Genomic DNA, 26442 nt, shown 5'->3' with positions numbered 1-26442 from the left:
AAGCCATGTCGACCAATCTCAAAACGGCCGATGAGGTCCTGACAGACAATGCCGAGGGCATGAGCTATCTGAACCGCCTGCCGCGGCGCGTGGTGATGCTCTACCTGCCGATGGCGGTCTTCGTCTTCGTGCTGCTCTTTCCCTTCTACTGGATGGCGATCACCGCCGTGAAGCCGAACGAGCAGCTGACGGACTACAACAATTACAGCCCCTTCTGGGTGGTCGGGCCGACGCTCGACCACATCAAATACCTGTTCCTCGAGACATCCTATCCCGGCTGGCTGTGGAACACGATGCTGGTGGCCGTGGGCTCGACCGCGCTTTCGCTGGTGGCCTCGGTGTTCGGCGCCTATGCGATCGAGCGCGTGCGCTTCACCGGCTCGCGGCAGATCGGCCTCGTCATCTTCCTCGCCTATCTCATTCCGCCGTCGATCCTCTTCATCCCGCTCGCCTTCATCGTCTTCAAGCTCGGGATCTACGATTCGCGCCTGGCGCTGATCTTCACCTATCCGACCTTCCTCATTCCCTTCTGCACCTGGCTGCTGATGGGCTATTTCCGCTCCATTCCCTTCGAGCTCGAGGAGAGCGCGCTGGTCGACGGCGCCAACCGCTGGCAGATCCTGGTGAAGATCATCCTGCCGCTCGCCGTACCGGGCCTGATCTCGGCCGGCATCTTCGCTTTCACCCTGTCATGGAACGAATTCATCTACGCGCTGACATTCATCCAGTCCTCGGAGAACAAGACCATCCCGGTCGGCGTGCTGACCGAGTTGGTGCGCGGCGATGTGTTCGAATGGGGATCGCTGATGGCAGGCGCGCTGTTCGGCTCGCTGCCCGTGGTCATTCTCTATTCCTTCTTCGTCGACTACTACGTGTCGTCGATGACGGGCGCGGTGAAGGAGTAGCTGTAACGGTTCAGCGGCGGGGATGACTACGTTGTAATCCCCCCGCCAGAGGATGCCGATCAATTCGGCCCTATCGAACGACTGCTTCACAAGATCAGTGCCGAGGCCCAGCTTCCGATAATGGGCCGCACACAGGTCGATGTTGGAAGACAATCATCGACGGGCAGGCTGCGACATTACCTCGCTCTCCAGCCGCTTTTCGCAACGTGATCATCGCGCGTCCTATGCCTTGAACGGAAGGAAGGCTCCTATTGGGAGCATCTCGACCCGGAAAATTCCGCGCGCATGGAGCGCACCGCCTTGTCGACGACGCTCCATTCCAAGTGACGGCGAGGGCAAAAGCCGTGGGGCTCATGGTCGGTTTGGAAGCCATCCAGCCGTTGAAAATCAGGGTTGCTCCCTAAGTGTCCTGATGAAATCCGCTAGCGGATAAATCGACGGGGTTGTCGGCAACAGCGGCTCGAGAGCCGCCGCGATCGCCCGGCAATCATCCGCCGAAAGGGAGCGGAGATTCGACGACACCTTGTTGTAAGCAGGCGTCCCGCGCGAAGCGAGGGAGCGATTTATGACGAACTGCTCCACTTCGCCATCAGACCGTTGTACAAACAACGCGAGTGATCCGCCGTCGGTGGCAAAGGCGCTGTCGGAAACAGATTTGAACATATGCCCTCCATCCAGGGGTCGCCTCGGCGAGCTATGCTCAAGGCCTTCGGCTGATCAGTTTACGGTAATCGACATGTCCTGACCATGAGGATCGAGCCGATATGGAAACCGACTGGATCATCGGGTTCGTCGTGGCTGGCATCGTTGCCGGTCAACTTCCAGGGTACACGGCAAGGGCCTCGCGTCTTTCACTGCCTCGGCAGGGCTGCAATCATTTTGCGCCCGGCCGCCAATTCTTTATTGCAATTCATTCGCAATTGCAGAATATGGAGGGACCGGGGTCGTCTCTTTGCGAACTGTCATGAGGGCAGGCCTCGATTGTGAATTGCAATTCACTCTCAATAGCAACCGGAGACATCCATGCTCGATAAGGTAAGACGGTCGGTTCTGACCGGGATGATGGGAGCGGCGTTTGCGGCCGTGCTGACGGTTCTGCCGGCATCGGCGCAGGAAAAATTCAAGGCGGTGACGACGTTCACCGTCATCGCCGACATCGCCAAGAACGTCGCGGGTGACGCGGCGATCGTTGAATCCATCACCAAGCCGGGCGCGGAAATCCACAACTATCAGCCAACGCCAGGCGATATCCAGCGGGCCCAGGGCGCCCAGCTCGTCCTCTGGAACGGGCTCAATCTCGAACGCTGGTTCGAGAAATTCTTCCACAATCTGAAGGACGTGCCTGAAGTCACCGTCTCCACCGGCGTCGAGCCGATGGGCATTTCCGAAGGCCCCTATCAGGGCAAGCCGAACCCGCATGCCTGGATGTCGCCGACGGCAGCGCTGATCTATGTCGACAATATCCGCGACGCCTTCGTGAAGTACGATCCCGCCAATGCCGAGACCTACAAGGCCAATGCCGAGGCTTACAAGGAGAAGATCAAGGCGACGATCGATCCCATCAAGACGCAGCTTGCCGCCGTGCCCGAGGCCAAGCGCTGGCTGGTGTCGAGCGAAGGCGCCTTCTCCTATCTCGCCCGCGATTTCGGCCTGAAAGAACTCTATCTGTGGCCGATCAACGCCGATCAGCAGGGCACGCCGCAGCAGGTGCGCAAGGTGATCGACGCGGTTCGCAAGAACGGCATCACCGTCGTCTTCTCCGAAAGCACGATCTCCTCGAAGCCCGCCGAACAGGTGGCGCGTGAGACCGGCGCCAAATATGGCGGCGTGCTTTATGTCGACTCGCTGAGCGAGGCCGACGGCCCGGTTCCGACCTATCTCGATCTCCTCAGGGTAACGTCGGATACCATCGCCAAGGGCCTGGCGTCCTCGTCCTGATCGGGCCGGCAGGGCCTCGCCTGCGGGCGGGGCCTGATTCATGTGTTCAAGGGGGTATTGTTCGATGAGTGTTCAACCCGGCCGGCAGAAGCAGGCCGCATCCGGCGTCGAGGGGACCGGGATCCTGGTGGACGGCGCGACTGTCACCTATCGCAACGGCCATACGGCACTGCGGGAGGCGAGCTTCGCCATTCCCACCGGCACGATCACCGCGCTGGTCGGCGTCAACGGCTCGGGAAAATCGACCCTCTTCAAATCGATCATGGGCTTCGTGCGCCTCGCGAGGGGCGATATCCGCGTGCTCGGCATGCCGGTCAAGGACGCGCTGCGAAAGAACCTCGTCGCCTATGTGCCTCAGGCCGAAGAGGTCGACTGGAACTTCCCCGTCCTGGTCGAAGACGTGGTAATGATGGGCCGCTACGGCCACATGGGCATGATGCGCATTCCCAAGGCCGCCGATCATCAGGCGGTGGCGGCAGCACTTGCCCGCGTCAACATGAGCGAATTCCGCAAGCGCCAGATCGGCGAGCTCTCAGGCGGCCAGAAGAAGCGGGTCTTCCTCGCCCGCGCGCTGGCGCAGGACGGAAAGGTCATCCTGCTCGACGAGCCGTTTACCGGCGTCGACGTCAAGACCGAGGAGCAGATCATCAAGCTGCTTCGCGAGCTGCGCGACGAGGGCCGCGTCATGCTGGTTTCGACGCATAATCTCGGCTCCGTGCCGGAATTCTGCGACCGGACGATCCTGATCAAGGGCACGGTGCTCGCCTATGGGCCGACCTTCGAGACCTTCACCCAGGACAATCTGGAGAAGGCCTTCGGCGGGGTGCTGCGCCATTTCGTGCTGAACGACGCCCAGAGCGGCAGGCCGACATCGATCGGCCTGATCAGCGACGACGAACGCCCGCTCGTGCTTCGCGGCGGCAAGGCGACGGCGGGCGCGTCCGACGGGGAAGGCGGAGGCTGGGAATGACGGACATTCTCCTCGAGCCCTTCACCTATAATTATATGTTGACCGCCATGTGGGTCTCGGCACTTGTCGGCGGCGTCTGCGCCTTCCTCTCCTGCTACTTGATGCTGAAGGGCTGGTCGCTGATCGGCGACGCGCTCTCGCATGCGATCGTCCCCGGCGTGGCCGGCGCCTATATGCTCGGCCTTCCCTTCTCGATCGGCGCTTTCTTTTCCGGCGGGCTTGCCGCCGCCGCCATGCTTTTCCTCAACCAGCGCACCAGGCTGAAGGAAGACGCCATCATCGGCCTGATCTTCTCCTCCTTCTTCGGGCTCGGCCTGTTCATGGTGTCGCTCCAGCCGACGGCGGTGAACATCCAGACGATCGTGCTCGGCAACATCCTTGCCATCACGCCGGAGGATACGCTGCAGCTCGCCATCATCGGCTTCGTGTCGCTCGCCATCCTGCTCGTCAAATGGAAGGACCTGATGGTCACATTCTTCGACGAGAACCATGCCCGCTCGATCGGCCTCAATCCGACCGCGCTCAAGATCATGTTCTTCACGCTGCTTTCCGCTTCCACCGTCGCGGCCCTGCAGACGGTCGGCGCATTCCTGGTCATCTGTATGGTGGTGACACCGGGCGCGACCGCCTATCTGCTGACCGATCGTTTCCCTCGGCTGCTTCTCATCGCGGTGATCATCGGCGCGGTCACCAGCTTCACCGGCGCCTATGCGAGCTACTTCCTCGACGGAGCGACCGGCGGCATCATCGTCGTGCTGCAGACGGCGATCTTCCTGACCGCATTCTTCCTCGCGCCCAAGCACGGCCTGCTGGCGGCGCGCCGAAGGGCCGCCGAGGCGCTGGAGGCGGCGCGATGAACATTGCCGAGATGCTGCTTTCGCCCTTCCAGTTCGAATTCATGGTCAATGCGCTTGTCATTTCGGTGCTGGTCGCCGTGCCGATGGCACTCCTGTCCTGCTTCGTCGTGCTCAAGGGCTGGTCGCTGATGGGCGATGCGATCAGCCATGCGGTGTTTCCCGGCGTGGTCATCGCCTATATCGTCGGCTTTCCCTATGCCGTCGGCGCTTTCGTCGCCGGCATGTTCTGCGCCATCGCCACCGGCTTCCTCAGGGACAACAGCCGCATCAAGCAGGACACGGTGATGGGCATCGTCTTCTCCGGCATGTTCGGGCTCGGCCTGGTGCTCTATGTCAAAATCCAGTCCGACGTGCATCTCGACCATATCCTGTTCGGCGATATGCTCGGCGTCTCCTGGCCCGACATTGCGCAGGCAGGCGCGATCGCCGCGGTCACGGCAGGCATTCTCGGCGTGAAGTGGAAGGATTTTCTGCTGCACGCTTTCGACCCGACGCAGGCAAAGGCCGTGGGTCTCAGGATCGGCTTCCTGCATTACGGCCTGCTCGCCCTCATCTCGCTCACCATCGTCGGCGCCCTGCAGGCAGTCGGCATCATCCTTTCGATCGCCATGCTGATCGCACCGGGCGCCATCGCCTTCCTGCTGACCCGCAAGTTCAGCACGATGCTCATCCTGTCGGTCGCCATCGCCGTCACCGGCTCCTTCGCCGGCGTTTACCTGTCCTTCTTCATCGACAGCGCACCCGCGCCGACCATCGTGCTCGTTCTCACCATCGGCTTCGTGCTGGCCTTCATCCATGCCACGCGCCAAGCCGCCCGGATCGACGCCAGCGAGACTGTCTAGGAAGGAACTGACGACAACTGCCTGCCCAGCGCAGGCAGCGATGAATCACCACTTTACAACTAACATGTCAGCCTGCTACACCTGACCCATCAACTGGGAGGAATGAAGTTGACATCTAAATTCGGGCTTTCCGTCGCTCTTGCCACGCCGTTCGACAGCGACGGCAATATTGCGATCGAAGCGATGATCGCGCAGGCGCGGCGCTGCCTTGCCGCCGGATGTTCCAGCGTGACGCTGTTCGGGACGACGGGTGAGGGGTCCTCGATCGGAAGCCAGGAACGGGAACGTGTTCTCGCCGCCTTCCTCGATGCCGGCATCGCGGCAAAGAACATCATCGTCGGCGTGCTGGTCGATGCCGCCGAGGATGCGGCGATGCAGGCCGGCCAGGCTCTTTCGCTTGGCGCCCGCAATATTCTTCTTGCCCCGCCGTCCTATTTCAAGAACGTCAGCGACGACGGCGTCTTCCAGTGGTTTTCGGCAGTGTTCGCCCTGCTGGGCGACAAGGCGCGCGACATCATCGTCTATAATCTGCCGTCGATGACGATGGTTCCGCTCACCGTGTCGCTCATCGGCCGTCTCAAGACCGCCTTCCCCAATATCGTCACCGGCGTCAAGGATTCCGCCGGGGATTGGCCCTATACCGAAAGCCTGCTCAAGGCGCATGGCGATCTCATCATCCTGGTGGGCGACGAGCGGCACCTGGCGCGGGCCGTGCGGCTCGGCGGCCAGGGTGCGATCTCAGGCATGGCCAATTTCGCGCCCCGCGAGCTCAGGCCGCTGGCCGAGGAGGGCAGGGACGACAGCCGCGTAGAGGATTTCGTGGTCGAGATTCTGAAACACCCCGTCATCCCGGCCGTGAAGGCGATGATCGCGCGCACGGCGTCGGAGGAGATCTGGATTTCGGTTCGTCCGCCGCTGGTTTCGATATCCGGCGAAGCGCAAACCCAGCTCGCTCTTGCTTTCGATCATCTTTTCCGCTCGAAAGCCGCATAGGTCAGGCATGTTTGTGGAGGAGGCGATGGACGGAACGGAGGAGCAGCCGACACTGCGGGAAAAGGCGTATGCGAGCTTCACGCGCCATCTCCTTGCGCGTGACGTGCGCCCCGGCCAGTTCGTTTCCCAGCGCCGCCTCGTCGAACTGACAGGGCTGCCGCTCGGCGCCATCCGTGAGCTCATCCCGAGGCTCGAAGCCGAGGGGCTGATCAAGACCGTGCCGCAGCGCGGTCTGCAGATCGCCCACATCGATCTCAACCTCATTCGCGAAGCCTTCCAGCTACGCGTCTTCCTGGAGAAGGAAGCCGTCGCGCTCTTTACCCGGTCCGCATCGGACGAAACGATCGCCAGGCTGATCAAGCAGCACCGGGATATTGCCGACGCCATTCGCAGCGGCGACGGCTCGCACGAGTTGGAATTGCGCGCGCAGGCCATCGACTGGGGCATGCATGACGCCTTCATCGACGCGCTTGGCAATACCATCATCTCGAATGCCTACCGCGTGAACTCGATCAAGATGCGCCTGATCAGCCAGGACCGGTTCCGCATCGACGGCCACGTCGGGCCTGTGATGGGCGAGCATCTGAAGGTGCTCGAGGCGATCGAGCGCCGATCGGCGGAGGACGCCGTCAACAGCCTTGTCGCACACATCAATCATGCAAGGGATCGTGCGCTGGGGATATAATCGGGAAATAAGCCGCCGGCGGTGAGGAGATCGCCGGCACATAAAGGAGGAGGACTCACATGCCATCATTCTTCAATCCGACACGCAGAGGTTTTCTGGCGGGAACCGCCGCGCTTGGCGCGAGCAGCATGCTCGGCATGCGCCCGGCATCCGCCGCCGTCGACTGGAAGCGCTTCACGGGCACCACGCTCGAAGTGAACCTGGTCAAGAGCCCGCGCAGCGAAATCCTTCTGAAGTACCTGCCCGAATTCGAGGAGCTCACCGGCATCAAGGTCAATGCCGAAGCGACGCCCGAACAGCAGCAGCGCCAGAAGACGACGATCGAGCTCAGCTCGGGCAAGCCGAGCTTCGACGTGGTGCATATGAGCTACCACGTGCAGAAGCGGCAGTTCGAAAAGGGCGGCTGGCTTGCCGATATCAGCGGCTTCCTCAAGGATCCCGCGCTGACCGATCCGTCGCTCGTGGAAAGCGATTTCGCCGAAGCCGGGCTCGCCTTCGCCAAGGATGGCGACGGTGTGCTGCGCTCTCTTCCCTTCTCGGTCGATTACTGGATCATCTACTGGAACAAGGCGCTGTTCGAGAAGAAGGGGCTGGCCTACCCGACCAGCTTCGAAGAGCTGGCAAGTGCCGCCGAAGCGCTGACCGACCCCTCGACCAACACCTACGGCTTCGTCGCCCGCGGCCTGAAGAACGCCAATACGCCGGTCTGGACGTCGCTGCTGCTCGGCTATGGTTCGAGCCCGCTCGGCCCCGACGGCAAGCTGCGCACGACGTCGCCGGAAGCGGTCGATGCGGCCAAGCTTTACCAGAAGCTGATGACCAAGACCGCCCCTCCCGGCGTCTCCGGCTTCAACTGGGCGGAGGCGCAGTCGGCCTTCCTGCAGGGCAAGATCGGCATGTGGCTGGACGGCGTCGGCTTTGCACCGCCGATCGAGAACCCGGAAAAGTCGCGCGTCGTCGGCCAGGTCGGCTACGGCATCATGCCGAAAGGCCCGAAGGCACAGGCCGCCGGCACCTTCGGCGACGGGCTCGGCGTGGTCGCGGCCAGCCAGAAGAAGGAAGCCGCCTATCTCTTCTGCCAATGGGCGATTGCGCATGACATGGGCGCACGCCTGCTGCAGGCCGGCGCCGGCGTTCCGTTCCGCCAGTCCGTGCTCGAAGATGCCAAGGTCCGCGAAGGCGTCAAGATGCCGGCCGCCTGGCTCGATGCCGTCGTCGGCTCCGGCAAGATCTCGCAGCTCGCGCTGCCGGTCATCATTCCGGTCACCGAGTTTCGTGATATCTATGGCGTCGGCCTCACCAACATGATCGGCGGCGCCGATCCTGAAGCCGAGTTGAAGGCAGCGACGGCGCAGTTCGAACCCGTTCTGGCGAAAAGCGAGGGATAATGGCCTCGGCAAGCATCGAAACGGCCGCTATGGCCAAGGCGCCGAAAGGAGGGAGCAAGCCGGACCGGTTTGCTCCCAACTACTGGCCCTTCGTCATCCCGGCGCTCATCGTCATCGCAGCCGTCATCGTCTTTCCATGGGTGTTTACGGTGTGGATGAGCGTCAACAGTTGGACGCTCGGTCAGTCGCAGGTCTTTGCGGGGCTGGACAATTATATCCGCCTCGCCACCGACATGCGCTTCTGGGAGTCGCTGTGGCACACGGTGCTCTATACGACGCTCTCCGTGGTCGTCCCCCTGTTTCTGGGGACGCTCGCGGCGCTGATCTTCGATGCCCAGTTTCCGCTGCGCGGCCTCATACGCGGCATATTCGTCATGCCGATGATGGCGACCCCGGTCGCCATTGCGCTCGTCTGGACGATGATGTACCATCCGCAGCTCGGCGTGCTCAACTATCTCCTCTCCTTCGTCGGCATCGGCCCGCAGGAATGGATCTACAATCAGCGCAGCGTCATTCCTTCCCTGGTTCTCGTCGAGAGCTGGCAGTGGACGCCGCTCGTCATGCTGATCGTGCTCGGCGGCCTGGCGGCCGTTCCGCGCGAGCCTTATGAAAGTGCCGAGATCGACGGCGCCAATGTCTGGCAGAAATTCCGCTATCTGACGCTGCCGATGATCGCGCCGTTCCTGATGATCGCGGTGATCATCCGCAGCATCGATGCCGTGAAGAGTTTCGACATCATCTACGCCATGACCCAGGGCGGCCCCGGCACGGCGTCGGAAACCATCAATATCTATCTCTACAACACCGCTTTCGCCTACTACGATATAGGCTATGGCTCGGCCATGGCGGTCGTCTTCTTCATCCTCATCGTCCTGCTCTCCTTCGTCCTGATGATGATCCGGCAGCGCGTGAACTGGTCGGACGGGGAGGCACGCTGATGAAGCGCAAGACGCTCGATCGCATCGGCCTGCTGTTCGTCGCCCTGGTGATGATCTCGCCGGTCGTGCTGTTCTTCCTCTGGATGATCTCGCTTTCGCTGAAATATGAGATCGACAACGGCGCTTATCCGCCGATCTTCATTCCGGAGCGTTTCGCCTGGTCGAATTATCTGAAGGTCTTCGAGGAGAACAATTTCTTCCTCTATCTATGGAATTCGGTGCTGGTGACGGGGGCGGCCACGCTTCTGGCGCTCTTGATCGGCGTGCCGGCCGGTTACGGCATCGCCCGGCTGAAGGCGGAAAAATCCGCGATGGTCATCATGATCGCGCGCATGACGCCGGGCCTTTCCTTCCTGATCCCGCTCTTCCTGCTGTTCCAGTGGCTGAACCTGCTCGGCACGCTGATGCCGCAGATCATCATCCATCTCGTCGTCACCGTGCCGATCGTCGTGTGGATCATGATCGGCTATTTCGAAACGACGCCGATGGAACTGGAAGAGGCCGCGAGCATCGATGGCGCGACATCCTGGCAGGTTTTCCGCCTGGTCGCCCTGCCGATCGCAAGGCCCGGCATCGTCGTCGCCTTCATCCTCTCGGTGATCTTCTCCTGGAACAATTTCGTCTTCGGCATCGTGCTCGCCAGCCGCGAGACGCGCACCCTTCCTGTTGCCGTCTACAACATGCTGTCCTTCGAACAGGTCAGCTGGGGGCCACTGGCGGCAGCCGCTTTGATCGTCACCTTGCCGGTGCTGATCCTGACGGTGTTTGCACAGCGGCAGATCGTGGCCGGCCTGACGGCCGGGGCCGTCAAATGACGAGATGAGACGAAGATCTTGACGGCCTCCTTCGCCTTCGATCCACCGCCCGGTTCAGCGCGCCGCGTGCTCTGCGTCGGCGCGGCGGTTCTGGACACGCTGTTTCGTGTGCGCGCGCTGCCCACCGGCCAGGGCAAGATCCTGCCCTATGAAATGCTGCAGATCGCCGAAGGCATGGCATCGAGTGCCGCCTTCGCCATCGCTCGCCTCGGCGGCAATGCCAGTCTCTGGGGCGCGGTCGGCGACGATGCCACCGGCGACCGCATCATCGCCGATCTCAGCGAGAGCGGCATAGACACGAGCGGCGTGACCGTTGCGCAAGGCGCCCGCTCGGCCGTCTCGACCATCCTGATCGACGATGCGGGCGAGCGCCTGATCGTGCCCTTCTACGATGTGCGGCTGCACGATACGGCAAGGTCCGTCACGCAACGGGAAATCTCGTCCGTCGATGCCGTGCTGGTCGACGTGCGGTGGCCGAAGCTTGCGCTGGCAACGCTGTCGGCGGCGAGAGCGGCGGGCAAACCCGCCATCCTCGACGGCGATGTCGCAGGCGATGGCGTGATCGAGATGCTGGCGCCGGCGGCAAGCCACATCGTCTTCTCCGAGCCGGCCGCCGAGCGGCTTGCCGGAACGGCCGATCCGGTGGAGGTGGTCAGCCGCTTGAAGCGAAAATTCGCGCAGGCCTTCATCAGCGTCACCGCAGGCGAAAACGGCTGCTTCTGGTTCGATGAGCCGACCGGCAACGTCTTTCATCTCGCCGCACCCCGCGTCAAAGCCGTCGATACACTTGCGGCCGGCGATATCTTCCACGGCGCTTTCGCGCTCGCCATCGCCGAAGGCATGCCCATCGAAGAGACGATGCGGCTGTCGTCCATGGCGGCGGCGCTCAAATGCCAGGTGTTCGGCGGGCGCATCGGCGCGCCGACGCGGGCCGAGCTCTGCGATGCGCTGCGGGACTGGGACGCCAGGGCTGTCCCGGCCGGCACTGACGCCCGTGCCCGATAGTCCACACAGGGCGAGCCAAACTCCGCCGCAGACAAATTCTTTCGCCCCGCCTCCGCCATTTTATGTTCTTAATGTGACCAGTGATTCGTTACGGGCGAAGACGGACCATCCACGGGGCATGAAGGAGCATATGATGACGGACGCCAAGAGCAGCATTGTGGGGCTGCGGCCGCATATCACCGTCATTGGCGTCGGTGGCGGCGGCGGAAATGCGATCAACAACATGATCGCGGAGAATTTGGCCGGCGTTGAGTTCATTGCCGCAAACACGGATGCCCAGGTCCTCGCGACCTCGAAGGCCTCCCGGCGCATTCAGCTCGGAGCGCAGGTGACCGAAGGGCTTGGCGCGGGTTCGCTGCCGGAAGTCGGCCGTGCGGCCGCCGAGGAGTCGCTCGACGAGATCATGGACCACCTCAGCGGTTCACACATGTGCTTCGTCACCGCCGGCATGGGCGGCGGAACGGGAACGGGCGCCGCATCGGTGATCGCCCAGGCCGCGCGCTCGGCGGGCATTTTGACCGTCGGCGTCGTCACCAAGCCGTTTTCCTTCGAAGGCAATCGCCGCATGAAGACGGCGGAGGCCGGCATCGAGGCGCTTCGCCAGGCCGCCGATACCGTCATCGTCATTCCCAACCAGAACCTCTTCCGCGTCGCCGACGCGAAAACGACCTTCGCCGATGCCTTCATGACCGCCGACCGCGTGCTCTATTCGGGCGTCGGCTGCATCACCGATCTGATCGTCAAGGAAGGCCTGATCAACCTCGACTTCGCCGATGTGAAGTCGGTGATGCGCGGCATGGGGCGGGCGATGATGGGCACGGGCGAAGCTTCCGGCGAAGGCCGCGCCATGAAGGCGGCCGAGGGCGCGATCGCAAACCCGCTGCTCGACGATCTCTCGATGAAGGGCGCCAAGGGCGTTCTGATCTCGATTTCGGGCGGTTCCGATATGACGCTGTTCGAAGTCGACGAGGCCGCGAGCCGCATTCGCGACGAAGTGCAGGCGGATGCCGAAATCGTCGTCGGCGCCATCTTCGACCGCAATCTCGACGGCAGGTTCCGTGTCTCCGTCGTGGCGACCGGCTTGGAGGGCAGCGGCTTCGGCGCCATGCCCGGCGTTGCCCAGGAAAATCTGCAGATCCCGCGCATTCTGCAGTAGCCCAGCCTAAAACCCGCAAGCGAGAGGGGGCGGCGGCAGCGTAAGCGCTGACCGACGCTCTTTCCCTCCTCAGGGAACAAGTAGTTCCCATAATCATTTGATGGTTCATGAAAACCGTCACATCGATCGCAACGCTTGTTTTGCTTTTTTCCCTCGACACGGCAAATGCGCTGGAGCTGTCGCCGGAGGCCGTCAACACAGCCTCCCTCGATTCGCTCGCAACTGAGCGTCCGAAGAAACCGTCGCCGGACCCGGATCCCGCAATCGTGCGCCTCCAGGTGCTTCTCGACCGCGCCGGCGCCTCTCCTGGCGTGATCGATGGCCTCTATGGCGAGAATGTCGGCAAGGCTGTTGCCGGCTTCGAGGCGATGAACAAGCTTACCGAGGATGGAAAACTCGATCCCGAGGTGATCACCCGGCTCGAAGCCGGTCCGCCGATCCTCGAAAGCTACGTCATCACCAAGGAAGACGCCGCCGGTCTCGTCGACCGTATTCCCGAGGACTATGGGGAAAAGGCGAAGATGGCGAGCATGGGATATACCAGCGTGGAGGAGAAGCTCGCGGAGCGGTTCCACATGGATATCGATTTGATGAAGGCGCTCAATCCCAGCGCGGACTTTGCGCCGGGCAAGACGGTACAAGTCGTGGTAACGGGATCTCCAAGAGACGGAAAGGTCAAGCGCATCGAGGTGAACGGCAAGACGGGGCAGGTGCTGGCCTATGACGCGCGCGGCGCGCTGCTTGCGGCCTATCCGGCAACGGTCGGCAGCGAAGACAATCCTTCCCCCAGCGGCACACACAAGGTCAAGGGCGTCGCCCGCATGCCCGTCTATCGCTACGATCCCAAAGTGAATTTCAAGCAGGGGAAAAACAACAAGGTCCTCACCATCCCCAAAGGACCGAACGGGCCGGTCGGCAGCATCTGGATCGACCTGACCGAGCCGACCTACGGCATTCACGGCACGCCCGATCCCGAGCTGATCGACAAGGTCGGATCGCACGGCTGCGTCCGCCTGACCAATTGGGATGCGGAAGAACTCGGCGGGATGGTGAAGCCGGGCGTGATGGTCAAATTCGTCGAGTAAAGTTCGCCTGCAACAGCTCTGCAACGAGCTTCATGCGAAGCCAGCCCCCGACTTCGATCTGCTCTAGAAATCGGCGACTTTGCCCCAGGCCGATCGCTTGAAACGTTCGGGGTGATAAGGCTTGGGATCGACGATCGGCGTATCGCCGCTGATCATATCGGCGATCAGATGGCCGGCGCCGGGGCCGATACCGAAGCCATGGCCGCTGAAGCCGGCGGCCAGGATGAAGCCCGGAATCGATGTGATTTCGCCGATGCCGGGCACGCCATCCGGCGTGCTGTCGACATAACCGGCCCAGGCGGCGGTAATCTTCGTATCGCGCAAGGCAGGCAGCAGTTCGAGCGCCCGCGCATGGGTGCGCCGGATCGTCGGCTGATCGACCTTCGGATCGAGGATGCGCATCCGCTCCATCGGCGTCGGCGCGTCCAACCGCCAGCGCCGCAAGGTTTCGTGGCCCGATCTCACGCCTTCCAATCCGCCGGGCGCAAGGCTGCGCCAGCGCCGGATGAACATCGGCAGAAATTGCTGGGCGTACCGGAATTGCTGCGGCGTCGGATCGACGCGCCCGCCGCCGCTGATGGCCAGCGTATAACCGCCGTCACTGCGGCGCGTCGCGGAAACGGCCGATGTATGCAGCGCATCCGGCAGCACCCCGACAGGGGATGACACCGAAAGGATCGAGGAGCGGATCGAGGCCTGCGGGAAACGGATGCCGAGCTGATGGCAGAAGGACGAGGCCCAGGCGCCGCCGGCAAGAACTGCGACCTTGGTGCGAATGGTGCCGTGTTCGGTCACGACGGCGGAAAGGCGGCCGCCTTCGGTCTCGATGCCGCGGGCGGCGCAAGACTGGCGGATCGTGCCGCCGAGCTTCAGGATCGCCCGCGCCACGGCCGGAGCCGCATTGGCCGGATCAGCCGTCCCGTCCGTCGGCGAGAAGACGCCGCCCTTCCACGGCTTGCCTGTCGCGCGGCCGCGCTCCGTCGCCTGAGCGCCGTCGAGCATATGCGTGGTGACGCCGGCAGTGCGGGCAAAATCGCGCCAGCGCGCCCAGCCGGCCAGTTCCTCATCGCTGTCGCTCAGATAGAAAAGCCCGCAGCGGCGAAAACCGGTATCCTCGCCTGACACCGCTGCGAAACGCTCCCAGAGATCGAGGCTCTTCGTCGCCATCGGCAGCTCCCGCGCATCGCGGTTCTGCTGGCGGCACCAGCCCCAGTTCCGGCTCGATTGTTCCGCGCCGATCCGGCCCTTCTCGACGAGAACCACCTTCATGCCGCGCAGCGCCAGATAATAGGCCGTAAACACGCCGATGATGCCGCCTCCGATCACCACGGCATCGGCAGCGGCGGGAAGCTTCAGGGGCGTTTCAACGAGTTTCAGCGGCGCCGGCATGGGGTATTCTCCGTTTGCGGCGTAATCTAGCGGGATTCGCCGGTAAGGCGTTGCTGGAGTTCGGCCGGCCGGCAGCAGAACATGCCGTCTTGCGCGAAGCGGGCAGACAGTTGTGCTTCGCGCATGCTCGCAAAACGAAATAGACAGGCAGGTGCAATGTGTTACCTTCGATCAAGGGAAACCGGCAGCATAATCTGCCGCATCCTGTATCGGCCATAACCCGAAAAGGTGCTTCGTGAAACTCGATCGTATCGACGTCAAGATCCTCCACGAATTGCAGAAGAACGGGCGCATCACCAATGTGGAACTGGCCGATCTCGTCGCCCTTTCTCCGAGCCCCTGCCTGATGCGCGTGAAAAAGCTGCAGGCGGAGGGATATATCGAAGGTTACTCGGCCCAGATCAATGTCGGCAAGCTCGGCCAGACCCTCACTGTCTTCACGGAGATCACCTTGAAGAACCACCGCCAGATCGATTTCGCCCGCTTCCTGGCGGCGATCGAGAAGGTCGAGCAGGTCATCGAATGCCATCTCGTTTCCGGCGGCTACGACTACCTCGTCAAATTCGTCACCTCGGGGATCGGCGAATACCAGACGATCATGGAGCGCCTCACCGACATGGATGTCGGCATCGACAAATATTTCAGTTTCGTCGTCCTGAAATCGCCGATCGTCAGAGCACATATGCCGCTGACGAGCCTGTTTCCGCTCTAGGAAATAGGGCCACTACACCGCCTCTGAAGGTCTGTGCGCTAACTCCTGCTATAGGCGCGCACCAGTTCCGGATCCTGCGTCAGCCCGTCGAGCCAGGCGGGATCGAGCTTCGGCACCGAGGAGAAGAGCAGCTGGGAGTAGGGATGCTGCGCCGTCTTGATCTTTTCCGGCGTGATTTCCTCGACCTTCCTGCCGCCATACATGACGACGATCTCGTCGCAGATCGCTTCCACGACGGAGAGGTCGTGGCTGATGAAGATGTAGGAGAGGCCGAGCTCCCGCTGCAGCTCCTTGAGGAGATCGATCACCGCGGCTGCGACCACCGTATCGAGCGCCGAGGTGATCTCGTCGCAGAGGATCAGCTTCGGATCGGCGGCAAGCGCCCGGGCGAAATTCACGCGCTGCTTCTGTCCGCCGGAAAGCTCTGCCGGCCGGCGATGGCGCAGGCTGCGCGGCAGGCGGACCATGTCCATCAATTCGTCGATGCGGGCGCTGCGCGCCTTGGCGGGCATGGCGTGGTAGAAGACAAGCGGCCGGTCGAGGATGTCCTCGACGGATTTTGCCGGGTTGAGCGCCGTATCGGCATATTGGAAGACGATCTGCATCTCGCGCAGCTGGTCGCGCGAGCGCTCGCGGGCGCTGTGGCCGAGCTCCTTGCCGTCGAAGACGATCTTGCCGAAGGCGGCCGGCAAGATACCGGCAATGGTGCGGGCAAGGGTCGACTTGCCGCAGCCGGATTCGCCGATAATGCCGAGGTTGCGTCCCTTCTCGACCTTGAGACTGACATTCTCGACGGCGCGTACCAGAGGCAGGCCATCGGCCTGGCGCTGGCCGTAACCGGCAACGACGTCCTGGATGGTCAGCAGCGGCGCCGGCACGGCCTCGATATCGGCTTCCGGATTGCGCGCCTTCGGCTCGAAGGCGGCGAGCAGCTCGCGCGTATAGGGATGTTTTGCCGCGGTCAGGATTTCTTCCGTCGTGCCGGTCTCCTGGACCTCGCCGCCCTTCAGCACGACGATCCGGTCGGCGATCTGGGCGACGACCGCAAGGTCATGCGAAACGTAGACGCCCGATATGCCGCCCGCTTTCATCGCCGACTTGAAGGCGCGCAGCACTTCGATCTGCGTCGTCACGTCGAGCGCCGTCGTCGGCTCGTCGAATATCATCAGCTTCGGATTACCGATCAGTGCCATCGCCGCCGACAGGCGCTGCAGCTGGCCACCGGAAACCTGGTGGGGATAACGGCTGCCGATGATCTCAGGCTCGGGCAGCGAAAGTGCCCGGAAAAGCTCGACCGCACGGCTCCTTGCCTCGTCCGTGGACATCAGCCCGTGGATACGGGTGACTTCGATCACCTGATCCATGATCGATATGGCGGGATTGAAGGCGGCGGCAGCCGATTGCGGCACATAGGCCACTTCGGTGCCGCGCAGCCTGGCGCGCTGCTTTTCGCCGAGCTTGACCATGTCCTTGCCGGCAAGCGAGACGCTGCCGCCTGAAATGCGACAGCCCGGCCGCGAATGTCCCATCAGGGTGAGCGCGATCGTCGTCTTGCCCGAGCCGCTTTCGCCGATCAGGGCGACGATCTCGCCTTCCGATATGTCGAGGCTGACGCCCCGGATGATTTCGACGCGCCGGCCGGAATCGGTGGTGGCTTCGACCCGGAGGTCGCGGATTTCGACGAGATTGGTCATCACTCGCTCCGATCGCGGATTTTCTGCGGCAGGTTGTCGATCAACAGGTTCACGCTGATCGTGAGGCTGGCGATCGCAAGCGATGGGAACATGACGGCAGGAGCCCCGAAAGGCAGACCGCCGATGTTCTCACGCACCAGCGCGCCCCAGTCCGCATAGGGTGGCTGCACGCCGAGCCCGAGGAAGGAAAGGCCGGAGAGCAGGAGAACGATGAACACGAAGCGGAGCCCGAGATCGGCAAGCACGGGACCGACGATATTCGGCAGGATTTCCGAGCGGATCAGATAAAGGGTGCTTTCGCCGCGGATACGGGCGACGGTGATGAAGTCCATGGAATTGACGTTGACGGCGAGCGCCCGGGCGAAACGGTAGGAGCCCGGGATGTAGATCACCGAAAGCGTCAGGATCAGCACCGGGATCGACGACCCGACGGCTGCAACCACGACCAAGCCGAAGAGCTTGCTCGGAATGGAATTCAAGGCATCGAGAAAGCGGGAGAGCAGCGTATCGAGCCAGCCGCCGGCGACGGCCGCGATCATGCCGAGCACGACGCCGCTGAAGCAGGCGATCGTCACCGCCGCCAGCGAGATGCCGACCGTATAGCGCGCGCCCATCAGGATACGAGAGAAGACATCGCGGCCGAGATAGTCAGACCCCATCCAGAACTGCTGGGACATCGGCCCGAAATAATCGGTATCGACGATCTCGCCGACCGGGTAGGGGATGAGCAAATGCGCGAAGATCGCGATGAAGGCCCAGAACAGGATGACGGCAAGCCCCAGGAGGCCGACGAGATTGAAGCGATAGCCGAGCCGGCGCGTCACGGCGGGCCGTTGTTCGATATGGGATGTCATCGCAGCCTCGGATTGGAAAGAATGGCGACAATGTCGGCAAGCGTGATGAGGATCAGGTAGCCAAGGCAGAAGATCATTGCGCAGCTCTGGATCAGCGGCAGGTCGCGTGTGGCGACCGCATCGACCATCAGTTTCGCGATGCCGGGATAGTTGAAGATGGTCTCGACGATGATCACCCCGCCAAGCAGATAGGAGAGCGACAGCGCAATCGCGTTGACGATCGGGCCGAGCGCATTGGGAAGCGCATGCCTGAGCACGATGCGGGTGCGCGACGCGCCTTTCAGAAGCGCCATCTCGACATAGGGCGTGCTCAGCGTTTCCACGACCGCGGCGCGCGTCATGCGGATCATCTGCGCTGATACGACGAAGGTCAGCGTGATGACAGGCATGGCGTAAACGCGCAGCATGTCGGCAAAGGTGTGGACTTCATTGGCGAGCGAAAGTGCCGGCAGCCATTTGAGATAGACGGCAAAGATCAGCACCGCCGAGGTCGCGACCATGAACTCCGGCACCGATATCACGCCGATCGTCAGGATGGTGACGGCACGGTCGTAGATCGAGCCGCGCAGCATCGCCGCGGTAATGCCGAGCGTCAGCGCGATCGGCACGGAAAACAGCGCGGTGACGCCGGCAAGCTTCATTGTATTGGCGAAGCGGCCACCGATCAGCTGGCTGATCGGCATGTCATTGGCATAGGACGTGCCGAGATCGCCTGCGAGCAGGCCGGAGAGCCAGTGAAGGAAACGCAGGAAGGCCGGCTCGTCCAGATGCATGGCCTTGCGAAGGCCTTCGACGGCTTCCGGCGTCGCCGCCTGCCCGAGCAGGATAGTCGCCGTATCGCCGGGCAGCATCGTCGTGGCGAAAAACACGGCAAAGGAGACGATCACCAGTGTGACCAGGGCAACGAGCAGCCGGCTCGATATGAGGGACAGCACCTCTTTGTTCATGCGCGCGCTCCCTTCGGCATTCTGCTGAGATTATAACGCAATCGGGAAGGCATGCCGGGGACAATTTCCGTCCCCGGCCATCTGCCTCCTCAGGCTTCGAGCCAGACATATTCCGCGAAGGCATAGCCCATCTGGCCGCCGAGCGGATTGGGTTCCAGGCCCTTGAGCTTGGCGGAGGTCGCGTCGACGTTGGAGATATAGGCCGGAATGATGGTGCCGGCCTGTTCGGCGACCATGCCCTGCATCTCGTCGTAGATGGTCTTGCGCTTCTCCTGGTCGAGCAGGCCGCGCGCTTCCACCAGCATCTTGTCGAATTTCTCGGACTTGTACTGGCTTTCGTTCCAAGGCGCGTCCGATGCGTAGAGCAGCGAAAACAGAATGTCGGGTGTCGGGCGCGGATTGATGTTGCCGAAATGAACCGGCGCCTTGAGCCAGTAATTGTCCCAGTAACCGTCCGAGGGAACGCGCTGGACGTCGAGCTTCATGCCGATCTCGGCGCCTGCGGCCTGGATGATCATGGCCATGTCGATCGAGGAGTTGGCCGCTTCCGAAGCGATGATCGGGATCGACTGCCCGAGCACGCCGGCCTTCTGAAAGAGAGACTTCGCCTTGTCGGGATCGAAGGATTTCGGCTTGAGGCTGGCATCGCGATAGAAATTCACCGGAGAAACCGGCTGATCGTTGCCGACCTCGCCGAGGCCGCGCAGCGCCGATTTGACGATCTGCTCGCGGTTGACGAGATACTTCATGCCTTCGATGAAGGCCTGCTTGCTGCCGGGCTCCATATCGAGGCGGATATTGAGGTTGGTATAGTTGCCGGAGGTCGTCTTCGACAGCACGAAACCAGCGCCCTGGCTCTCGATCAGGCGCATCGAGCGCGGATTGATCGAGGCGGCGAGGTGGATGTCGCCGGATAGCAGCGCATTGACGCGGGCATTGTCGTCGCTGATCGCGAAATATTCGAAGGAATCGACGTTCGGGCCGGATTTCCAGTAGTTCTTGTTCTTGATGCCGACCGAGCGCACGCCGGGCTCGAAAACCTCCTTGACGAAGGCGCCGGTGCCGTTGGCCTTGGAAAAATCGGTGGTGCCGTCGGCGACGATCATGAAGTGGTGCATCGACAGGATCGTCGGCAAGTCGGCGTTCGGATTGGCGAGCGTGATCTCCGCGGTCTGCTTGTCCACGGCCTTTACGCCTGATATCTGCGCCGCGATCTTGGCGACCTTGGAGCCGACTGCCGGATCGAGATGACGCTTCAGCGAGAAGACGACGTCATCAGCCGTCAGCGGCTTGCCGTCATGGAAGGTCACGCCGCTGCGCAGCTTGACGGTCCAGACTTTCGCATCCTTGGATTCGATCGCCTCGGCAAGCTCCATCTGCGGCGTGCCCGTCTTATCGAGGAAGGTCAGGCGGTTGTAGAAGGAGCAGCAGCGCACATAGTCGGTCGAAAGCGAAGCCTTCGCCGGGTCGAGCGTGTCGGCCGTCGAGGACGACCAGCCGGCCGCCTTGAGCGTGCCGCCGGCCACGGGCGTGGCGGCGACCGCCTGCGAGGCGCGGCCGAGGATGAGGCCGCCCGCCGACATGGCGACGCCGCCGGCCAGCATCAGCTGCAGAAGTTCGCGCCGGGTCGCGCCACGGCGGATGGCGTTTTCGATCATTGCGTCGTCCGACGCGGTCCAGTTGTTGATTTTATCGCTCATGTCATTCCCCTTTTGTCGTCCGGTTGGGGGCTGCCCATCTTTGCGAGCTTGGCCCGAGGTTGCATTGCTTCGAGATCAATTCCGCGCTGCGGCCACCGCTTCGGCGAGCCCCGCCATCGAGGTGAAGTGGTAGTCGGGCTCGGTGAATTCGGCCGGCTCGATGGTGCCGCCATATCCCTTCTGCGCAAGGCGGCGCTCGATCCAGCAATTGGTCATGCCGAGCGCACGCGAGATGCCGATGTCATGATATTGGCTCTGGGCCACGTGCAGAATATCGCTTTTGGACGCGCCCTCGCCGGCCACGAAATCGAAAACGCTCTCGAAGAAAGCCGGATCCGGCTTTTCCGTGCCGGTATCGTCGGCCGTGAAAGCGGCATGGAACGGATTGCCGAGCGCGTCGGAGAAATGGTCGAAGGCCCAGCGGCGGGCATTGGTCATGGCGATGAGCCGGTAGTCGCGGGCAAGCCGCGCCATGGCGGCTGCGCTGTCGGGAAATGCCTTCCATGTCCTGGCGGAATCGCGCAGGCGCTCGCCATAGGCCTTGTCGACAGGCAGGCCGAGATCGGGCGCGATGACGAGATAGACGCGCACGAGATCATCCGGGAAAAGGATCGCATCCTCGCTGTAGCGGGCGGCGCGATAAAGTGTCAGCGCCTGCTCGCCGTCGATAGTCACGCCCGCCTCGGCGGCGATCTCCTGAAGGCAGGACTTCAGGCCGCCTTCAAAATCGATCAAGGTCCCGACGACGTCGAAACTCATATATTTGAATTCAGGCAGAGACTTCGTCATTTCGTGTCCCCAGTGTCGGGCGCATGCCGCTTCAACCGCGGCCGCTTCGCAAAAATCTATCTCGTTCCCAGGCCCGGTTTTGCCGGGGTTCTTATGATGAGCCCCCTATTTTAAAGGGGCGCTTGGCTTCTGCTCATCTGGAGTTTGGCACCTTCTCCGCATGGATTGCGCCGAATAGGCGCCGTGACGCGGCACAAAATTCTGAATATCGGCATCCCGCGGTATTTCCTCGGCCGAGGTTCAATCCCTCAGCGCCCGCCTGACGTCGGGGTCTTCCAATGTCTGGTCGAGCGTCTTGGCGGTCCGTTCCAGGATCGCGTCGATATCGGCATCGGTGCAGCAGAGCGGGGGGGCATAGCCGAGAACGCCGTTGGCGAAGGCGCGGATCACCAGGCCGTTTTCCCAGGCGCGGTCGAAAATGCGCCGCGCGGGCTGCGCTTCGGCGGGAAGCGGCGTGCGGGCCGTCTTGTCGGTCACGAGTTCGATTGCCGCCAGCATGCCGCGTCCGCGCACATCGCCGACCAGAGGATGGTCCCTCAACGCTTCGAGCCCCGCCATCAGCCGGGCGCCGGCTTTGACACCGTTCTCCAGCAGGCCGTTCTCATAGAGCTTCAGCACCTCCAGCGCCACGGCGGCACTGACCGGATGGGCGGAATAGGTATAGCCGTGACCGATCGCCGAAGCGCCCGCGCTCTCGGCGATCACCTGATAGACGTGATCGGCCATGAAGACGGCGCCCATCGGCACATAGCCCGATGTCAGCCCCTTGGCTGTCGTCATGAAATCGGGCACGACATCCTCGTGCGAGCAGGCAAAGAGCGGCCCGGTGCGGCCGAAGCCGGTGATCACCTCGTCGGCGACAAACAGAATATCGAGCTCGCGGCAGAGGTCGCGCATGGCCTTGAGCCAGCCGCTCGGGGGAACGATGACGCCGCCGGATCCCTGGATCGGCTCGGCATAGAATGCGGCGACGCGATCCGCGCCGATCGCCTCGACCTTGGCCCGTAGCGCGGCGAGCGATGCCGCGATGATCGCCTGCGGATCGTCGCCGGCGGGGTTGCGATAAGGGTAGGGCGACGGAATCTTGTGCTGCCAGTCGAACGGAATGCCGAACCCGGCATGAAAGGCGGGCAGTGCGGTCAGGCCGGCACCAACCGTCGAGGAGCCGTGATAGCCGTGCTCGATCGAGATGAACTGGTCGCGCTGCGGCTTTCCGCGCGCATTCCAGTAGTAGCGGATGAAGCGGACCGTGCTGTCGACGGCGTCGGAGCCGCCGAGCGTGAAATAGATGTGGCTGAGATCTCCCGGCGCCCGCTCGGCAAGCTCGGCGGCAAGGCGGATGGCCGGTTCCGAACCCAGGCCGAAATAGGCCGTCGCATAAGGCAGTTCGCGCATCTGGCGCATCGCCGCCTCGACGATCGACTCGTGACCATAGCCGGCATTGACGCACCAGAGACCAGCGAAACCGTCGATCAGCTGGCGGCCATAGGCATCGGTGACCGTCGCGCCCTTGGCGGAGGCGAGAACCCGCACGCCCTGCGCTTCATGGCCGCGATAGGAGGCGACCGGATGAACGAGATGAGCGCGGTCGAGCTCGATGAGGGAATTGCTGTACATGAACGTCTCCTGCCTCAGCCGAGGGCCTGATTGACGAGTGCGAAAGTGGCGGTGGCCGGATCGGCGGCGCGCGGAATTGGCGGCTTTGCCATGGCGATCCCGCCGCCGACATGGGCGAGGCCGTGGGTGGCAAGCCAGGGGGCAAGCCCGGTATCGGCAGTCGTATCGACACGCAAAAAGCGTCCGGGCCGGCGGGCGATGAAATGCGCGATGAGGGCCTTGGCATCATCGAGGCTACCGGCGACGACGGGACCGATGACCTCGCCGCGGCCGAAAACCCGCAGCACGGCGAAGCCGCAGATGCGGCCGTCCCGGCGCAGCACCGCGACCTCGCCGATCTTGGCGAGATAGGCGATCAACCGCCTGCGATCGGCGCCGAAGGCGCGATGGTCGAGTTCGATGATCGCATCGATGTCGGCGCCGGTCGCAGCTTCCGTTCCCGGCAGGGCAGCGATCTCTCCCGCAACGCCTTGATGCTGCAGGACCGTGCCCGTCTGCAGGAAGCCGAGCTTTTCATAAAGCGGCAAACCCTCTTTCGTTGCGACCAGCCGGAGAGGCCGGCTGCCGGCGGTCTCCAATGCGGCATCCATCAGCTTGCGGCCGAGGCCGCGTCCACGCATCGCCTCGTCGACGATCACCATGTTGATGGTGGCACAGTCGGCCTCGTACATGGTCGTCAGCACCGTTCCGACGACGCGGCCCGCTTCGATCGCGACCGCACCTTCGCTGAGGGCAAGTGCCATCTGCCAGTCTTCCAGCCGGTGCGGCCAGCCCGCCTGCCGGGAGAGGGAGACCGCCGCTTCCAGGTGTTCGGGGCCGAAGGCCGCGAGGTCGATCTGACGTGTCTGCATTGGGATGTCCTTCATCTCTTGCCGGCAAGTGTGGTGCAGTATCGACCGGCAGATTGTCTGAAGGCCACGATCCCGGCAGTATCTTATAGCGTTGGTCGCACACTCCGCCGCATCTTATGCTGGCAGGCGCACACGCTTCGCAAATCCTCCCGGCGAAATGAGCGGCCGTGGCGGCGGCCATGCGCAACCTTCTGCCAAAGCCGGCTCAGGATACGAAACATTCTGCTTTGCCGGTCCGGATTTCAGTCGAGCGGACGTCTGCACCGCGGCCTATGATGATGGCAGACGAAACAACTGGAAACGCTCAGGATACCGTCATGGCTCACTTCCGTCCGAAATACATCACCTTCGATTGCTACGGCACGCTGACCAACTTTCAAATGGCGGAAGCGGCCCGCGATCTCTATGGCGAACAGCTCGACGAAGCGCGCATGGCAGAGTTCATCAAGAACTTCGCGGCCTATCGTCTCGACGAGATCCTGGGCGACTGGAAGCCTTATAACGAGGTTGTCCATAATTCTCTCGAACGGGCCTGCAAGCGCAACGGCATAATATTCCGCGAGGAAACCGCGCGCATGGTCTATAAGCGCGTGCCGACCTGGGGGCCGCATGCCGACGTTCCGGCAGGCCTCGCCAAGGTCGCCAAGGAAATCCCGCTGGTGATCCTCTCCAACGCCATGAACGCGCAGATCATGTCGAACGTCGAGAAGCTCGGGGCGCCGTTCCATGCGGTCTATACCGCAGAGCAGGCCAACGCCTACAAGCCGCGCTTCCAGGCCTTCGAATATATGTTCGACATGCTGGGCTGCGGTCCCGAAGACATTCTCCATTGCTCTTCGTCCTTCCGCTACGACCTGATGTCGGCCCATGATCTGGGGATCAAGAACAAGGTCTGGGTCAATCGCCGCCACGAGCCTGCCAATCCCTATTACGGCTATGTCGAGGTTCCCGATATTTCGGGTCTGCCCGGCGTCGTCGGGCTCTGAGGACGCGAGGCGATGAAGCTTCAATCCTACTGGCACGATACCGCTCCGGTTTTCGCCAATGCGGCGCAGGGGCCTGTCGAAGGTCATTATGACGTCGCGGTCGTCGGCGCCGGCTTTACCGGGCTTGCGGCAGCGCGCCAGCTCGCCAAGGCGGGTGCGCGCGTCATCGTGCTGGAGGCGGAGAGGGTCGGCTGGGGAGCCTCCGGGCGCAATGGCGGCCATCTCAACAACGGCCTTGCCCACAGCTTCATCGGCGCCAAGGCCGAGCTCGGCAAGGAGCGCGCCATCGCGCTCTACCAGGCGCTCGACGCCTCGATCGACACCATCGAGGCGATCGTCGCCGAGGAGGAGATCGACTGCAATTTCCGCCGCGCCGGGAAACTCAAGCTCGCCTCCAAGCCGCAGCATTTCGATGCGATCGCCCGCAATTTCGAGGCGGTCCACGCCGAAGTCGATCCCGAAACGGCCCTGCTGTCGGCGAGCGACCTGAAAAACGAGGTCGGCGCGGCCTTTCATGGCGCGATGCTGTCGAAGAAAAGCGCCATGATGCATATGGGGCGCTATGTCGTCGGACTGGCGGAAGCGGCCGGACGCCATGGCGCGATCATCGTCGAAAACGCTGCCGTCACCGACCATCGCCAGGCGGATGGCCGGCATGTGCTGAAGACCGCCAAGGGCGTCGTGACCGCGGATCAGGTGCTGATCGCAACCGGCGCCTATACAACGCCCAACTTCGGCTATTTCCGCCGCCGCATCATCCCGGTCGGCAGCTTCATCATCGCCACCCGGCCGCTGACACAAGCGGAGATCGCCGCGACCATGCCCGGCAACCGCACCTGCGTGAACTCGATGAACATCGGCAACTACTGGCGGCTCGCGCCCGACAACCGGCTGATCTTCGGGGGCAGGGCGCGCTTCTCCGCCACCTCGGATCAACGCTCCGATGCCAAAAGCGGCGCGATCCTGCGCGAGAGCCTCAGCCGCATCTTCCCGCAGCTTGCCCATGTCGAGATCGATTATTGCTGGGGCGGGCTGGTCGACATGACCAAGGACCGCTACCCCCGCGCCGGATATCAGGACGGCGCCTGGTATGCGATGGGCTATTCCGGCCATGGGGCGCAGCTCTCCACCCATCTCGGCATGACGATTGCCGACGCAATCCTCGGCCGCCCGGACCACAACCCGTTGAAGGGTCTGGAATGGCCGGCGGTTACAGGCCATTTCGGCAAGCCCTGGTTCCTGCCGCTGGTGGGGCTCTATTACAAGATACTCGACAAGGTTCAGTAAGCCGGCTGCATCCTTTTCCTCCCAAACAAATAGAGGGGT

At 62.7% G+C, this 26442-nt stretch carries 25 protein-coding genes; 16 read left to right on the top strand and 9 right to left on the bottom strand.

The window, feature by feature from the left end:
* Positions 1 to 5: 5 nt before the first annotated feature.
* Complete coding sequence (locus ATY77_RS02780; protein WP_040112047.1) at positions 6 to 905, top strand: carbohydrate ABC transporter permease; 900 nt, start codon at positions 6 to 8, stop codon at positions 903 to 905.
* 387 nt (positions 906 to 1292) lie between these two features.
* Here the strand turns inward: ATY77_RS02780 and ATY77_RS02775 are convergent, their stop codons facing one another.
* Positions 1293 to 1568, bottom strand: coding sequence for a hypothetical protein (locus tag ATY77_RS02775; protein ID WP_088675882.1), 276 nt, complete (start codon positions 1566 to 1568; stop codon positions 1293 to 1295).
* Positions 1569 to 1928: 360 nt separating this feature from the next.
* Between ATY77_RS02775 and ATY77_RS02770 the strand changes: the two genes are divergently transcribed.
* The 12 genes from ATY77_RS02770 to ATY77_RS02715 all read left to right on the top strand — a co-directional run bounded on the left by ATY77_RS02770 (position 1929) and on the right by ATY77_RS02715 (position 13577).
* Positions 1929 to 2843, top strand: coding sequence for a metal ABC transporter substrate-binding protein (locus ATY77_RS02770; RefSeq protein WP_088675881.1), 915 nt, complete (start codon positions 1929 to 1931; stop codon positions 2841 to 2843).
* Between the two features lie 64 nt (positions 2844 to 2907).
* Complete coding sequence (locus ATY77_RS02765; RefSeq protein WP_088675880.1) at positions 2908 to 3813, top strand: manganese/iron ABC transporter ATP-binding protein; 906 nt, start codon at positions 2908 to 2910, stop codon at positions 3811 to 3813.
* Positions 3810 to 4670, top strand: coding sequence for an iron/manganese ABC transporter permease subunit SitC (gene sitC, locus ATY77_RS02760; protein WP_088685972.1), 861 nt, complete (start codon positions 3810 to 3812; stop codon positions 4668 to 4670). Before ATY77_RS02765 ends, sitC begins: the two co-directional genes overlap by 4 nt.
* Positions 4667 to 5512, top strand: coding sequence for a metal ABC transporter permease (locus ATY77_RS02755; protein WP_088685971.1), 846 nt, complete (start codon positions 4667 to 4669; stop codon positions 5510 to 5512). Before sitC ends, ATY77_RS02755 begins: the two co-directional genes overlap by 4 nt.
* A 108-nt stretch (positions 5513 to 5620) precedes the next feature.
* On the top strand, positions 5621 to 6505 hold the full coding sequence (locus ATY77_RS02750) for a dihydrodipicolinate synthase family protein (protein WP_088686247.1): 885 nt from the start codon (positions 5621 to 5623) through the stop codon (positions 6503 to 6505).
* A 7-nt stretch (positions 6506 to 6512) separates the two neighbouring features.
* Positions 6513 to 7190, top strand: coding sequence for a GntR family transcriptional regulator (locus ATY77_RS02745; protein ID WP_190233669.1), 678 nt, complete (start codon positions 6513 to 6515; stop codon positions 7188 to 7190).
* A gap of 59 nt (positions 7191 to 7249) precedes the next feature.
* A complete protein-coding gene (locus ATY77_RS02740; RefSeq protein ID WP_088685970.1) occupies positions 7250 to 8578 on the top strand; it encodes a sugar ABC transporter substrate-binding protein in 1329 nt (442 codons plus the stop codon).
* Positions 8578 to 9516 carry a sugar ABC transporter permease gene (locus ATY77_RS02735; RefSeq protein WP_088675875.1) on the top strand — a complete coding sequence of 313 codons (939 nt, stop codon included), beginning with the start codon at positions 8578 to 8580 and terminating at the stop codon, positions 9514 to 9516. Before ATY77_RS02740 ends, ATY77_RS02735 begins: the two co-directional genes overlap by 1 nt.
* Positions 9516 to 10331, top strand: coding sequence for a carbohydrate ABC transporter permease (locus tag ATY77_RS02730; protein WP_088685969.1), 816 nt, complete (start codon positions 9516 to 9518; stop codon positions 10329 to 10331). Before ATY77_RS02735 ends, ATY77_RS02730 begins: the two co-directional genes overlap by 1 nt.
* A gap of 18 nt (positions 10332 to 10349) precedes the next feature.
* Positions 10350 to 11336: a sugar kinase gene (locus ATY77_RS02725; RefSeq protein WP_088685968.1), complete on the top strand. Its 987-nt coding sequence runs from the start codon at positions 10350 to 10352 to the stop codon at positions 11334 to 11336.
* Between the two features lie 133 nt (positions 11337 to 11469).
* Complete coding sequence (gene ftsZ / locus ATY77_RS02720; protein ID WP_088676087.1) at positions 11470 to 12492, top strand: cell division protein FtsZ; 1023 nt, start codon at positions 11470 to 11472, stop codon at positions 12490 to 12492.
* A gap of 107 nt (positions 12493 to 12599) precedes the next feature.
* Positions 12600 to 13577 (top strand): L,D-transpeptidase, encoded by a 978-nt coding sequence (locus ATY77_RS02715; RefSeq protein WP_088685967.1) that lies wholly within the window; start codon positions 12600 to 12602, stop codon positions 13575 to 13577.
* Between the two features lie 63 nt (positions 13578 to 13640).
* Here the strand turns inward: ATY77_RS02715 and ATY77_RS02710 are convergent, their stop codons facing one another.
* A complete protein-coding gene (locus ATY77_RS02710) occupies positions 13641 to 14966 on the bottom strand; it encodes an FAD-binding oxidoreductase (protein ID WP_088685966.1) in 1326 nt (441 codons plus the stop codon).
* Positions 14967 to 15201: 235 nt separating this feature from the next.
* Here ATY77_RS02710 and ATY77_RS02705 point away from each other — a divergent pair, with 235 nt between their 5' ends.
* Positions 15202 to 15678 (top strand): Lrp/AsnC family transcriptional regulator, encoded by a 477-nt coding sequence (locus ATY77_RS02705; RefSeq protein WP_008532606.1) that lies wholly within the window; start codon positions 15202 to 15204, stop codon positions 15676 to 15678.
* 38 nt (positions 15679 to 15716) lie between these two features.
* Here the strand turns inward: ATY77_RS02705 and ATY77_RS02700 are convergent, their stop codons facing one another.
* The 7 genes from ATY77_RS02700 to ATY77_RS02670 all read right to left on the bottom strand — a co-directional run bounded on the left by ATY77_RS02700 (position 15717) and on the right by ATY77_RS02670 (position 24130).
* Positions 15717 to 17372, bottom strand: coding sequence for an ABC transporter ATP-binding protein (locus ATY77_RS02700; RefSeq protein WP_088685965.1), 1656 nt, complete (start codon positions 17370 to 17372; stop codon positions 15717 to 15719).
* A complete protein-coding gene (locus ATY77_RS02695; RefSeq protein ID WP_088675870.1) occupies positions 17372 to 18226 on the bottom strand; it encodes an ABC transporter permease in 855 nt (284 codons plus the stop codon). The genes ATY77_RS02700 and ATY77_RS02695 overlap by 1 nt, the downstream gene beginning before the upstream one ends.
* A complete protein-coding gene (locus ATY77_RS02690) occupies positions 18223 to 19173 on the bottom strand; it encodes an ABC transporter permease (RefSeq protein ID WP_088685964.1) in 951 nt (316 codons plus the stop codon). Before ATY77_RS02690 ends, ATY77_RS02695 begins: the two co-directional genes overlap by 4 nt.
* An 89-nt stretch (positions 19174 to 19262) precedes the next feature.
* On the bottom strand, positions 19263 to 20873 hold the full coding sequence (locus ATY77_RS02685; protein WP_088685963.1) for an ABC transporter substrate-binding protein: 1611 nt from the start codon (positions 20871 to 20873) through the stop codon (positions 19263 to 19265).
* 75 nt (positions 20874 to 20948) lie between these two features.
* Positions 20949 to 21662: an HAD-IA family hydrolase gene (locus ATY77_RS02680; protein WP_088685962.1), complete on the bottom strand. Its 714-nt coding sequence runs from the start codon at positions 21660 to 21662 to the stop codon at positions 20949 to 20951.
* 240 nt (positions 21663 to 21902) lie between these two features.
* The gene (locus ATY77_RS02675; RefSeq protein WP_088685961.1) at positions 21903 to 23279 is read right to left on the bottom strand and encodes an aspartate aminotransferase family protein; all 1377 of its coding nucleotides are present in this window, start codon (positions 23277 to 23279) and stop codon (positions 21903 to 21905) included.
* A 14-nt stretch (positions 23280 to 23293) separates the two neighbouring features.
* Positions 23294 to 24130, bottom strand: coding sequence for a GNAT family N-acetyltransferase (locus tag ATY77_RS02670; protein ID WP_190237564.1), 837 nt, complete (start codon positions 24128 to 24130; stop codon positions 23294 to 23296).
* A gap of 317 nt (positions 24131 to 24447) precedes the next feature.
* On the opposite strand from ATY77_RS02670, the gene ATY77_RS02665 reads away from it, so the two are divergent.
* Positions 24448 to 25116 carry a haloacid dehalogenase type II gene (locus ATY77_RS02665; RefSeq protein WP_088685959.1) on the top strand — a complete coding sequence of 223 codons (669 nt, stop codon included), beginning with the start codon at positions 24448 to 24450 and terminating at the stop codon, positions 25114 to 25116.
* 12 nt (positions 25117 to 25128) lie between these two features.
* Positions 25129 to 26403: an FAD-binding oxidoreductase gene (locus tag ATY77_RS02660; RefSeq protein ID WP_088685958.1), complete on the top strand. Its 1275-nt coding sequence runs from the start codon at positions 25129 to 25131 to the stop codon at positions 26401 to 26403.
* Positions 26404 to 26442: the final 39 nt, after the last annotated feature.

This window comes from Rhizobium sp. R634 (genome assembly GCF_002211305.1).
Classification (GTDB): domain Bacteria; phylum Pseudomonadota; class Alphaproteobacteria; order Rhizobiales; family Rhizobiaceae; genus Rhizobium.
Note: the sequence above shows the minus strand (reverse complement) of the source record. Positions and strands in the feature narration are given on the sequence as shown.

What these genes read in the sequence shown, in the direction of transcription:
- sitC (WP_088685972.1), top strand. Translation starts at nt 3,810, where the DNA reads ATGACGGACATTCTCCTCGAGCCCTTCACCTATAATTATATGTTGACC.
- ATY77_RS02700 (WP_088685965.1), bottom strand. Translation starts at nt 17,372, where the DNA reads ATGACCAATCTCGTCGAAATCCGCGACCTCCGGGTCGAAGCCACCACC.
- ATY77_RS02715 (WP_088685967.1), top strand. Translation starts at nt 12,600, where the DNA reads ATGAAAACCGTCACATCGATCGCAACGCTTGTTTTGCTTTTTTCCCTC.
- ATY77_RS02730 (WP_088685969.1), top strand. Translation starts at nt 9,516, where the DNA reads ATGAAGCGCAAGACGCTCGATCGCATCGGCCTGCTGTTCGTCGCCCTG.
- ATY77_RS02685 (WP_088685963.1), bottom strand. Translation starts at nt 20,873, where the DNA reads ATGAGCGATAAAATCAACAACTGGACCGCGTCGGACGACGCAATGATC.
- ATY77_RS02680 (WP_088685962.1), bottom strand. Translation starts at nt 21,662, where the DNA reads ATGACGAAGTCTCTGCCTGAATTCAAATATATGAGTTTCGACGTCGTC.
- ATY77_RS02735 (WP_088675875.1), top strand. Translation starts at nt 8,578, where the DNA reads ATGGCCTCGGCAAGCATCGAAACGGCCGCTATGGCCAAGGCGCCGAAA.
- ATY77_RS02780 (WP_040112047.1), top strand. Translation starts at nt 6, where the DNA reads ATGTCGACCAATCTCAAAACGGCCGATGAGGTCCTGACAGACAATGCC.
- ATY77_RS02775 (WP_088675882.1), bottom strand. Translation starts at nt 1,568, where the DNA reads ATGTTCAAATCTGTTTCCGACAGCGCCTTTGCCACCGACGGCGGATCA.
- ATY77_RS02765 (WP_088675880.1), top strand. Translation starts at nt 2,908, where the DNA reads ATGAGTGTTCAACCCGGCCGGCAGAAGCAGGCCGCATCCGGCGTCGAG.
- ATY77_RS02695 (WP_088675870.1), bottom strand. Translation starts at nt 18,226, where the DNA reads ATGACATCCCATATCGAACAACGGCCCGCCGTGACGCGCCGGCTCGGC.
- ATY77_RS02665 (WP_088685959.1), top strand. Translation starts at nt 24,448, where the DNA reads ATGGCTCACTTCCGTCCGAAATACATCACCTTCGATTGCTACGGCACG.
- ATY77_RS02745 (WP_190233669.1), top strand. Translation starts at nt 6,513, where the DNA reads ATGTTTGTGGAGGAGGCGATGGACGGAACGGAGGAGCAGCCGACACTG.
- ATY77_RS02690 (WP_088685964.1), bottom strand. Translation starts at nt 19,173, where the DNA reads ATGAACAAAGAGGTGCTGTCCCTCATATCGAGCCGGCTGCTCGTTGCC.
- ATY77_RS02660 (WP_088685958.1), top strand. Translation starts at nt 25,129, where the DNA reads ATGAAGCTTCAATCCTACTGGCACGATACCGCTCCGGTTTTCGCCAAT.
- ATY77_RS02740 (WP_088685970.1), top strand. Translation starts at nt 7,250, where the DNA reads ATGCCATCATTCTTCAATCCGACACGCAGAGGTTTTCTGGCGGGAACC.
- ATY77_RS02710 (WP_088685966.1), bottom strand. Translation starts at nt 14,966, where the DNA reads ATGCCGGCGCCGCTGAAACTCGTTGAAACGCCCCTGAAGCTTCCCGCC.
- ATY77_RS02670 (WP_190237564.1), bottom strand. Translation starts at nt 24,130, where the DNA reads ATGCAGACACGTCAGATCGACCTCGCGGCCTTCGGCCCCGAACACCTG.
- ATY77_RS02675 (WP_088685961.1), bottom strand. Translation starts at nt 23,279, where the DNA reads ATGTACAGCAATTCCCTCATCGAGCTCGACCGCGCTCATCTCGTTCAT.
- ftsZ (WP_088676087.1), top strand. Translation starts at nt 11,470, where the DNA reads ATGACGGACGCCAAGAGCAGCATTGTGGGGCTGCGGCCGCATATCACC.
- ATY77_RS02770 (WP_088675881.1), top strand. Translation starts at nt 1,929, where the DNA reads ATGCTCGATAAGGTAAGACGGTCGGTTCTGACCGGGATGATGGGAGCG.
- ATY77_RS02755 (WP_088685971.1), top strand. Translation starts at nt 4,667, where the DNA reads ATGAACATTGCCGAGATGCTGCTTTCGCCCTTCCAGTTCGAATTCATG.